This window comes from Campylobacter sp. US25a (assembly GCF_004379075.1).
Lineage (GTDB): Bacteria > Campylobacterota > Campylobacteria > Campylobacterales > Campylobacteraceae > Campylobacter_D > Campylobacter_D jejuni.
Map to the genome: position 1 here is coordinate 1 of NZ_RYYM01000065.1, position 866 is coordinate 866.

Annotated in this window: 1 pseudogene; it reads left to right on the top strand. The window is 31.6% G+C overall.

The window, feature by feature from the left end:
- A pseudogene (capC, locus tag ELQ12_RS09750) lies at nucleotides 1-866 on the top strand (autotransporter adhesin CapC); the annotation flags it as partial.

The following is an 866-nucleotide window of genomic DNA, read 5'->3' on the forward strand; positions in this document are numbered from 1 at the left end:
GGTGTAAAACTAGCCCTACAAATCAAAAAAGACACAGACAATACAGGTAAATCTGTATCTAATCTCAATTCAGCTTCTAGTGCAGTAAATACCACTATGAATATTTCTAATGATGTTTCTATAGGTTCTCGTGTAGCAATGCTAAACAATCCTTTTGGAACTTATGCTTCTAAAATGAATGGCCTTAAATTTGCTGCTTTAGATAGTGATATGAGACCAAGCTATGTAAATGAATATACCAATAGTATTTGGGCTAATGCTTTTGGTGGTGCTAACATTATCGATGGAGATAGTGGTGCAATGTATGGTGCTACCGTAGGGGTAGATAAACAAGCTAATGATAATGTTTTATGGGGTGCTTATTTTACTTATGCAAATGCTAAAATCAAAGACAATAATTTAGAACAAAAAAGTGATAACTTCCAATTAGGTATGTATTCTACTATCAATGTAGCTCCACAATGGGAACTTAATCTTAAAGCTTATGCTCAAGTTTCTCCAACTAAACAAGACAATATTCAAACAGATGGTGCATATAACTCAGATTATACAAGCAAATTCTTAGGACTTAGTGCTAATGCAGGTCGTGTGTTTGACTTTAGTGATAATACTTTATTTATTAAACCTTTTGCAGGGATAAATTATTATTTTAGTTATACTCCATCTCATACAGAAAATGGTGCTATTGCTAAAGATATTGATTCTATGAAAAACAATTCTGTAAGTGTTGAAGTGGGTGCTGAATTTAGAAAATATATGAATGAAAACTCTTATATTTTTGTAACTCCAAAAATAGAACAATTTGTTATCAATAGGGGTGATGATTACACAGCTAATTTAGCTATAAATAATGCTTTCTTTACTAG